This is a genomic window from Pseudomonas tehranensis (assembly GCF_014268615.1).
Classification (GTDB): Bacteria; Pseudomonadota; Gammaproteobacteria; order Pseudomonadales; family Pseudomonadaceae; genus Aquipseudomonas; species Aquipseudomonas tehranensis.
Genome location: NZ_JABWQV010000194.1, coordinates 1 through 9,490, shown reverse-complemented (window position 1 = coordinate 9,490; position 9,490 = coordinate 1). Strand labels below are relative to the sequence as shown.

Genomic DNA, 9,490 nt, shown 5'->3' with positions numbered 1-9,490 from the left:
GCGAGCAGGCTCGCTCCCACAGTTTTTGATTGCGGTGTTCACAGATTCTATGCCAGCCACACATCCCCCTGTGGGAGCGGGCTTGCTCGCGAAGACGGCGGCCCGTCCAACATCACCAGTTCAGACAGATCGCTATAGCGAGCAGGCTCGCTCCCACAGTTTTTGATCGCGGTGTTAACAGATTCTATGCCAGCCACAGATCCCCTGTGGGAGCCGGTGTTCTTGTCCTTCCAAGTCCTATTTTTGGCGTTGTGGTATGACGACTTCTGTTATTTTGGATGCGATAAATAACCTCTTCGCTATGGAAATCCCACCATCTGTTGGTTTTTGTTTGATTTACGGGTTGACAGTCTGACGGAAACGTCCGAATAATCGGCTACGTTGTATGACGACATACAAATAAAAATCACAGCACATGGTGTTCTTCCCCTATGAGAATCACAGGCATTCACGTCGAAGTCTTTTCCACCCCTTCGCGCCGCGCTCAAGACAGCGCCGGTCACGCTCATCCGGGCGAGGAGGTTCTGATCAAGATGGCCTTGCTGCGAATTGGCTGCGACGACGGCAGCGAGGGCTATGCCTTCGGTCCGCCTGAGTTGATTCGTCCGCACATCATCGAATCCTTTGTACGCAAGGTGCTGATAGGCCGGGACCCAATGGACCGCGAAAGCATCTGGCAAGACTTGGCGCACTGGCAGCGCGGCAGTGCCGGGCAGTTCACCGACCGCGCGTTGGCGCTGGTGGAGCAAGCGCTGTGGGACCTGGCCGGGCGCAAGCTCAAGTTACCGGTACACAAGCTGATTGGCGGTTATCGCGACAAGGTGCCCGCGTACGGTTCAACGATGTGTGGCGATGATCTGCCGGGTGGCTTGTCGACACCGGATGAGTACGGCCAATTCGCCGAAAAGCTGGTCCAGCGCGGCTATAAGGCCATCAAGCTGCACACCTGGATGCCGCCCATCTCCTTTGCGCCGAATCCGCAGATGGACATTCAAGCCTGCGCCGCCGTGCGTGAGGCAGTCGGTCCGGACATCGCATTGATGCTCGACGGCTACCACTGGTACAGCCGGATGGATGCGCTGACCATCGGCAAGGCCTTGGAGAAACTCAATTTCGCCTGGTTCGAAGAGCCGATGATGGAAGACTCCGCGGAGTCCTATGCCTGGCTGGCGGCCAACCTGGACATCCCGGTACTGGGCCCGGAAAGTATCGCCGGCAAGTTCCACAGCCGCGCCAGTTGGGTCACCCACAAGTCGTGTGACATCCTGCGCGCCGGTGTGGCCGGGGTCGGGGGGATCGGGCCGTGCCTGAAGGTAGCGCACCTGGCCGAGTCGTTCGGCATGGATTGCGAAGTCCATGGCAATGGCGCGGCGAACCTGGCGGTGGTGGGCGCCATCAGCAACTGTCGCTGGTATGAACGCGGCCTGCTGCATCCGTTTCTCGACTACGAAGAGGTCCCGGCACACCTCAATAGCATCGTTGACCCGATGGACGCTGACGGTTTTGTGCACCTGTCTGATCGGCCAGGGTTGGGCGAGGACATCAACTTCGCGTATATCGAAGCCAATACCTTGTCTCGACATTGATCGCGCACCACGTCCCAGGCCCATAGCTGCCCGGACGACAAGTCTTTATAAATATAAGAAAGGACTGAACCATGAAACTCTGGCCCAAGCGCCTGACCAGGCTGCTGTGTGTCACTGTGGCCCTGTGCACAGTGCAGTTGCCCGTCAGCCTGGCTCAAGGCGAAACGCCCCCCGACCAATTGGTGGTGGGCATGAGCATGATCAACCTGCTGTCCCTGGACCCGGCCGCGGCAACCGGCCTGGAGGTCGCCGAGGTCAACGCCAACGTCTATGACATGCTCCTGGAGCAGGACGCGGCGCATCCGGACACGCTGATCCCGGCCCTGGCCAAAAGCTGGGAAGTCAGCCCTGACCGCATGCGCCTGACCTTTCAGTTGCGCGATGACGTGCGTTTTCACTCAGGCGCACCGCTCACCGCGCAAGACGTGGCCTGGTCGCTACAGCGCGTGGTCACCCTCAACCGCGCCCTGGCTTCGACCTGGAAAGCCTACGGTTTCACCGCCGACAACGTCAGCAAACTGATGCGCGCCGAAGGCCCGCATACCTTTGTCATGGACCTGCCGCGCAGCACCGACCCGATGCTGGTGCTTAACACTCTGGCGACCTCTCCCAGCGCCTTCATCATTGATCGCTCGGTCGCTTTGCAACATCAGGTCGGTGACGATCAGGGCGCCGCATGGCTGGCGACCCACACCGCCGGGTCCGGAGCCTTCAAGCTCGACATCTGGCGCGCCAACGACGTGATCCTGATGAGTCGTCATGACGACTATTGGCGCGGCCCTGCGAAGTTGCGCCGGGTGATCATGCGCAACATGACCGAGTCTCAGGCCCTGCGCCTGATGGTGGAGCGCGGTGATCTGGACGTCGCCCGAGGCATGGCGGCCACCGACATCAAGGCGCTGGGCAAGGTCGACGAGGTGCGCATCCAGAGCATCGCCCGTGGCACGCTGTATTACGTGGCGATGAGCATGCAACAGCCGCTGTTTCAGGACATCCGCGTGCGCCAGGCCATCCGCCTGTTGATCGACTACCGGGGCATCAACGATGTGGTGATGCCGCACTACGGGGTGATCAATCAGCGGCCGATGCAACTGGGGCTGCCGGCACGCCTGGAAGATCCGGGCTATCGCCTGGATGTGGTCGAGGCCAAGCGTCTGCTGGCAGCGGCGGGGCACGCCGAAGGCTTCAAGGTGAGCATCCGCTCGCTGACCGATCCGCCGTTCATCAACATCGCCACCAGCCTGCAAGCGACACTGGCCCAGGCAGGTATCCAGGCCACCATCATCACCGGCACGGGAAATCAGATTTACGGTGCAATGCGCGACCGCCAGTTCGACATCCTCGTCGGTCGTGGTGGTGGCGGGGCGGAGCGTCATCCCCACTCAAGTCTGCGCGCCCTGGTCTACAACCCGGACAACCGCACCGAAGCCAAGCTGAGCAACTTCCAGGGCTGGCGCACCTCGTTCTTCAACCCGCAGCTCAATCAGTTGATCGAACAGGCTGAGCGTGAGCGAGACCCCGAGCGCCAGCGGCAAATGTACGCGCAGATCCAGACCCTCTACGACCAGCAGGCCGGAGCAATCATGCCGGTTTCACAGATGGTCGACGAAGTGGTGATCCATGCGGACGTGCGCAACTACATCGGCCATACCGCCGCCACCACACGTCTTCGGGACGTCTACAAGCAGCGCTGAAATCGACGGCCGATACGGCCAAGGCAGGAATGAACATGTCGACTGCATCCTTTTCAATCTGGACATCCCGGGTCGCTTCGGCGTCCCGGCGCAGCGGGTCGGTGGCGGTGACGCTGCTGGGGCTGCTGCTACTGACCTTTTTCATCGGACGGGTCATGCCCTTGGACCCGGTGCTGGCCATTGTCGGCCCGGACGCCGACGCCTCGGCCTACGCCCAGGTGTATCAAGAGCTGGGCCTGGACAAGCCGTTGTGGACACAGTTCGCCATCTACCTCGGTGACCTGCTCCACGGTGATTTCGGCATGGCCTTGTTGACCGGCAACCCGGTCATCACCGACATCGCCCGGGTCTTCCCGGCCACTTTGGAACTGGCCACCCTGGCCATTCTGTTCGGCGTGTTGGCGGGCTTGCCGCTGGGCGTCTACGCCGCGACCCATCAGGGGCGTGCCGGGGACCATATCGCGCGGCTGATCACGCTGTTCGGTTATTCCACGCCGATTTTCTGGATCGGCATGATGGCCTTCCTGGTGTTTTACGCCTGGCTGGGTTGGGCCGGTGGCGTCGGGCGCATCGGCCTGGCCTATGACGGGCTGATCCCCAAACACACCGGGCTGCTGTTGATCGACACCGCCTGGTCCGGCGACTGGGAAGCCTTTCGCAGTGCGTTGCGACATATCCTGCTGCCGGCGGTGATCCTCAGTTTCAACTCGGTGGCGTACATCAGCCGCATGACCCGCAGCTTCATGCTCGAGCAGTTGTCCCAGGAATACATCATCACCGCCCGGGTCAAGGGTTTGTCCCAGCGGCGCATCGTCTGGGGTCATGCCTTCGGCAACATCCGCGTGCAGCTGCTGACCATCGTCGCACTGGCCTACGGCGGTCTGCTGGAAGGTGCGGTGTTGATCGAAACCGTGTTCGCCTGGCCGGGCTTCGGCCAGTACCTGACCAGCAGCCTTTTGCTTGGTGACATGAACGCGGTGATGGCCTGTGTCCTGCTGATCGGCCTCATTTTCGTGACGCTGAACCTGATCAGCGACGCGCTGTACAAGATCTTCGACCCGAGGACACGCTAATGAACCTGCCTCTTGCTTCCAGCGCAGCCGGCAGTGCCGCGCTGCCATCTTCAAGTACGGCAGCGATGGCCGTCAGTGCCTTGCGCCTGCTGCGTTTTCTGCTGCGCAACCCGATGACCTTTGCCGGCCTGATCGTCGTCTCGACCCTGATGCTGGTCGCGGTTTTCGCGCCATGGATTGCCGGTCACGATCCGCTGTTGCAGAACCTTGCCGGGGCGTTGCAAGCACCCAGCAGCGTCCACTGGTTCGGCACTGACGAATACGGTCGCGATGTCTTCGCCCGATTGGTTTACGGCTCGCGCATCACCTTGTACATCGTTTTGCTGGTGACCGTGATTGTCGGGCCGATCGGCTTGCTGGTGGGCACGGTGTCCGGTTACTTCGGCGGTTGGGTCGACAGCCTGTTCATGCGCATCACCGACATCTTCATCTCGTTTCCCAGTCTGGTCCTGGCGCTGGCGTTCATCGCCGCCCTTGGCCCGGGCCTTGAGCATGCGGTGATCGCCATCGCACTGACCGCCTGGCCGCCGATTGCCCGACTCGCCCGCGCTGAAACCCTGCCGCTGCGCAACGCTGACTTCGTCGTGGCGGTGCAGCTTCAGGGCGCGTCGAGTACCCGGGTCATCCTGCGCCACATTATCCCGATGTGCCTGTCCTCGGTGATCATCCGCCTGACCATGAACATGGCGAGCATCATTCTCACCGCTGCCGCCCTGGGCTTTCTCGGCCTCGGCGCCCAGGCACCGTTGCCGGAATGGGGCGCCATGATCTCCACCGGGCGGCGCTACATGCTTGAAAGCTGGTGGTTGGTGGCGGCACCCGGTGCGGCGATCATGCTGGTCAGCCTGGCCTTCAACCTGTTGGGTGACGGTTTGCGCGACGTCCTTGACCCACGTAGCCAATCCTGAGGAGCCGCCCCATGACTGAGATAAAACTTGCCGTACAGGACTTGTGTGTGGAATTTCGCAACGCCGGCAAAACCTCGTTGGCGGTGCGTGACGTGTCGTTCACTCTGGGCCGGGAAAAACTCGCCATCGTCGGTGAGTCCGGCTCGGGCAAGTCCACCGTTGGCCGCAGTCTCTTGCGCCTGCATCCGCCGACGGCGCGGGTCACCGCGAAGACGTTGCGTTTTGCCGATATCGACTTGCTGGCCGCCAGCGAAAAGCAGATCCAGGCGATTCGTGGCGCGCGCATGTCGATGATCATGCAAGACCCCAAGTACTCGCTGAACCCGGTGGTGCGGGTCGGCGAACAGATCGCCGAGGCGTACCTGGCCCATCACAAAGTACCCCATCGCGAAGCTCGCGAACGCGCCCTGGACATGCTCGCCAAGGTCCACATCCGCGACCCTCAGCGGGTCTACGATTTGTACCCGCACGAGGTCTCGGGCGGCATGGGCCAGCGCATCATGATCGCCATGATGGTGATCACCGACCCCCAGGTGATCATCGCCGACGAACCCACTTCTGCCCTGGATGTGTCGGTGCGCCGTCAGGTGCTCAACGTGCTGGAGGAGTTGGTCAGCGAGCGGGATCTGGGGCTGATTTTCATCAGCCACGATTTGAATCTGGTGCGGCATTTCTGTGACCGCGTGCTGGTGATGTACGCCGGCCGCGTGGTCGAGTCGATTGCCGCCGCCGACCTTGATCAAGCCAGCCATCCCTACACCCGTGGCCTGCTGGCCGCACTGCCGAGCCTGGATCATCGGCGCGCCACCCTGCCGGTGTTGCAGCGTGACCCACAGTGGTTGAATGCTTGAGGAGCCTGTCATGAGCATGATTGAAATCGCCAGCCTGAGTCTTTGTTTTGGCACCGGCGCGGCACTGAACGCGGTATTGCATGACGTCGATTTGAGTGTTGCCGAAGGCGAGGCATTCGGCCTGGTAGGGGAGTCCGGTTCGGGCAAGACCACCGTCCTGCGCTGTCTGGCCGGGCAGTATCAGCATTGGACCGGGCAACTGCAGGTCGCCGGCCAGACCGTGACCCGCAACCTGCCGCTGAACCACTACCGTACGGTGCAGATGGTGTTCCAGGATCCCTACGCCTCGTTGCATCCGCGCTACACCATTGATGCCGCGTTGCAGGAACCGTTGCGCATTCACGGCATCGACGGGCGTGCGCAGAAGGTCAGCGAGATCCTGCGCAAGGTCGGCTTGAACGACAGCTTCCGCTTTCGTTACCCGCATCAGTTATCCGGTGGCCAGCGCCAGCGCGTGGCGATCGCCCGTGCGTTGATCCTGCGTCCCCGGGTGCTGTTGCTGGACGAGCCGACCTCGGCGCTGGATGTCTCGGTGCAAGCGGAAATTCTCAACCTGCTGGCCGACTTGCGCCGCCAGGAAGGCCTGACCTACCTCATGGTGACCCACGATCTGGCGGTGGTTGCGCACTTGTGCGATCGGGTTGCGGTGATGCAGCAGGGCAGGGTGGTGGAAACCCTCGACAGTCAGCTTCTGGCGAGTGACGGTGCCACGCACGCTTATACCCGTTTACTGGTGCAGGCCAGTCGAGACATACAAGGCATCCCCATCGCCGTTTGAACTAAACCCTGATTCATCAGTTGCACTTGTTTTAACCCGCAAAAGACGTTGAACCCCAGGTTTCAATGCCGCGCACGCGCTCGCCTGTGATTTAGCGTTTAACCCAACTAACCCGTTCAACCAACAAGAATAAAAAACATGAAAAAAACACTGGTAATACTTTCTCTCGCTTCCTTGTTTACTTCGGTTATTGCTCAGGCCGATACCGGCTATATCAATGTGCGCCACCAATATGCGGAAAAAAGTCGCATGCACGCCGACCGTGCCAAGTTTGGTATTCGGCTGGACAGCGGCCTGGGTCTGGAGGGTGAACTCAAATACAAGACCGCCGGTGACCGGCAAGACGTCGCCTTCGACAATACCGTCGGCAGCGGTCACGAATTTACCGTCAACTACCAGCACAAGATCAATGATCGCTGGATGCTGACGCCCTCGTTGGCCCTGGACAGCGACGAAGAATCCACCACCTACAAGCTGGGCCTGCGTCTGGGTTACCGCGTGACCAAAGAGTTGAGCCTTGCCGGTCGCTACCGTTTGGATTCAGCCAAGCTGGACCGCGACAAGATCGACCGTGACGTGCCGCATAACGGCCAGGACGATCAGACGGTCAACCGTTACGATGTTTATATCAACTATGGCCCCCAAGGACCGTGGGCCTATGAATATCAGTTGACTTACTTCGATGCCGACTATATTCGCTATGACGGCGGCACCGACGACTATGAACAGAACGCCGTGGTCAAATATCAGTGGGATAAACGCTGGGCACCGTTCTTTGAAGTGGGCGATATCAAAGTCAACTCGGTCGACAGCGATCGCCAGTTGCGGCTGCGGGTCGGTGTTAAATACAGCTTCTTCTAAGTTGTGTGAACACTGGGATCAACTTGTGGGAGCGAGCCAGCTCGCGATAGCGTCGGATCAGTTGGCATCTATGTTGAGTGTGCCGCCGCCTTCGCGAGCAGGCTCGCTCCCACAGAACCAGTGGGCATTATTCGTTGTAAAAAGCCTGCCGTTGTTGAGTTTCACACAGGCGCATGCGGCTATTGCTCAAATGCAGGTACATGGCCGCCCGCGCCGCGTCGACATGACCACTGGCGATGGCGTCGAAGATCTGTTGATGTTCGGCGTTGATCCCCTGCAGGTAGGCGCTGCGATCACTCTGCCCGGAATAGGCGGAGTTCATCCGGGTCCGTGGGATCAGCTTGGTACCCAGGTGCTTCATGATGTCGATCAGGTAGTAATTGCCGGCGGCCTTGGCGATTTTCAGATGGAACTGGAAATCGGCATTGATGGTGGTGCCGGATTTTTCCGGGCCTTGCAGCAACGCTTCCAGCGCCTGGGCCAGTTCGGCCAGGGCTTGGGGCGTAGCGCGCTCGGCAGCCATGCCGGCGGCCTGGACTTCCAGGCTCAGGCGAAACTCCAGCAGGTTGAGCACATCCGACAACGTGGCAATCGTCGCCGGCCCGAGGGTGAAACCCTCCGGCGCCGGCATGTCCAGGACAAAAGTGCCGACGCCATGCCGCGTCTCCACCAGCCCCGCCGCCTGCAAGCGCGACAGCGCTTCACGCACCACCGAACGACTGACGCCCTCGGCTTCCATGATATGCACTTCGGTGGGGAGCTTTTCGCCGCGCTTGAGAATGCCTTCACGCATGCGCTGGGCAAAGCGGTCCACCAGTGTTTCGGCGAGGCGGCGCGGTTTATTCAATGGAGATAACGCTTGGTCCGTCATCGGCTTGCTCTAGTGTGATCAGCCGGCATTATAGTGCGTTTCGACGTTAGGTCGCGGCTATAATGCCGCGATCGTCTGGCTTTAATGGATAGGTGCAATGGACCGTGTCACACCCGATCGACGCCTGAGCATGACCCAGCAACTGGTGGTCGATCTGACGCAGCAGATACTGGCCGGCGAACTGCCCGCAGGCAGCAAACTGCCGACCGAGCAGGTCATCATCAAGGACCGTGGCGTCAGTCGGACGGTGGTCCGCGAAGCCATGTCGCGGCTGCAGGCCGAAGGCCTGGTGGAAACGCGTCACGGCATCGGCACTTTTGTAGTCGACACCGCCCGCCCGGGAGACTTCCAGGGCAGCAAGCACGTCAAAGGTGGCGCGTACGACGCGCTGGCGGTGATCGAATTGCGCCAGAGTCTGGAAGTCGAAGCCGCCGGCATCGCCGCGCAACGGGCGACCCCGGAACAGTTGCAGGCGATGCGCGCAGCGCTCGATGCTGCGCATGCTGTTGAGGCAACGGATGACGAAAGCGCCCGGTTGGATTTTGAATTTCATCTGCAGATCGCCCGGTGCACCGGCAACAGCTTTTTTATGGATGCCATGACCCATGTGGGCAACACCCTGATCGCCGTTGTGCAACAGGCCGGGCCTGCTGTCACGGCGCAGAATCGGGCCTTGGTGATTCGTGAGCGCGAACAGATCTATGCCGCATTGGCGCGCCATGATGCGCAAGCGTCACGGGCTTCGATGCGCTTGCATTTGATCAACATGCTGCAGCGGGTGCGGGGAGTGGTTGACTCGACGACGCAATAACCTCCACAAAACCTGCGCCCACCACACCACCCTGTGGGAGCGAGCCTGCTCGCGATG

9 protein-coding genes are annotated in these 9,490 nt (G+C 60.8%); 8 read left to right on the top strand and 1 reads right to left on the bottom strand.

Annotated features, from left to right (window positions below):
• Positions 1-431 precede the first annotated feature (431 nt).
• The 7 genes from HU811_RS20950 (at position 432) to HU811_RS20920 (ending at position 7,751) form a co-directional block, all read left to right on the top strand.
• On the top strand, positions 432-1,586 hold the full coding sequence (locus tag HU811_RS20950; RefSeq protein ID WP_186657899.1) for a mandelate racemase family protein: 1,155 nt from the start codon (positions 432-434) through the stop codon (positions 1,584-1,586).
• A 71-nt stretch (positions 1,587-1,657) separates the two neighbouring features.
• Positions 1,658-3,280: an ABC transporter substrate-binding protein gene (locus tag HU811_RS20945; RefSeq protein ID WP_186657898.1), complete on the top strand. Its 1,623-nt coding sequence runs from the start codon at positions 1,658-1,660 to the stop codon at positions 3,278-3,280.
• A 35-nt stretch (positions 3,281-3,315) separates the two neighbouring features.
• Complete coding sequence (locus tag HU811_RS20940) at positions 3,316-4,353, top strand: ABC transporter permease (protein ID WP_047230517.1); 1,038 nt, start codon at positions 3,316-3,318, stop codon at positions 4,351-4,353.
• Positions 4,353-5,261 carry an ABC transporter permease gene (locus tag HU811_RS20935; RefSeq protein ID WP_047230516.1) on the top strand — a complete coding sequence of 303 codons (909 nt, stop codon included), beginning with the start codon at positions 4,353-4,355 and terminating at the stop codon, positions 5,259-5,261. Before HU811_RS20940 ends, HU811_RS20935 begins: the two co-directional genes overlap by 1 nt.
• A gap of 11 nt (positions 5,262-5,272) precedes the next feature.
• Entirely contained in the window at positions 5,273-6,112 is an 840-nt protein-coding gene (locus HU811_RS20930) for an ABC transporter ATP-binding protein (protein ID WP_186657896.1), read from the top strand.
• 10 nt (positions 6,113-6,122) lie between these two features.
• Positions 6,123-6,890 (top strand): ABC transporter ATP-binding protein, encoded by a 768-nt coding sequence (locus HU811_RS20925; protein ID WP_186657894.1) that lies wholly within the window; start codon positions 6,123-6,125, stop codon positions 6,888-6,890.
• 138 nt (positions 6,891-7,028) lie between these two features.
• On the top strand, positions 7,029-7,751 hold the full coding sequence (locus tag HU811_RS20920) for an oligogalacturonate-specific porin KdgM family protein (protein ID WP_186657892.1): 723 nt from the start codon (positions 7,029-7,031) through the stop codon (positions 7,749-7,751).
• Positions 7,752-7,878: 127 nt separating this feature from the next.
• Here the strand turns inward: HU811_RS20920 and HU811_RS20915 are convergent, their stop codons facing one another.
• Positions 7,879-8,622: a FadR/GntR family transcriptional regulator gene (locus tag HU811_RS20915; protein WP_092402410.1), complete on the bottom strand. Its 744-nt coding sequence runs from the start codon at positions 8,620-8,622 to the stop codon at positions 7,879-7,881.
• Between the two features lie 97 nt (positions 8,623-8,719).
• On the opposite strand from HU811_RS20915, the gene HU811_RS20910 reads away from it, so the two are divergent.
• Positions 8,720-9,433 (top strand): FadR/GntR family transcriptional regulator, encoded by a 714-nt coding sequence (locus tag HU811_RS20910; protein WP_186657889.1) that lies wholly within the window; start codon positions 8,720-8,722, stop codon positions 9,431-9,433.
• Positions 9,434-9,490: the final 57 nt, after the last annotated feature.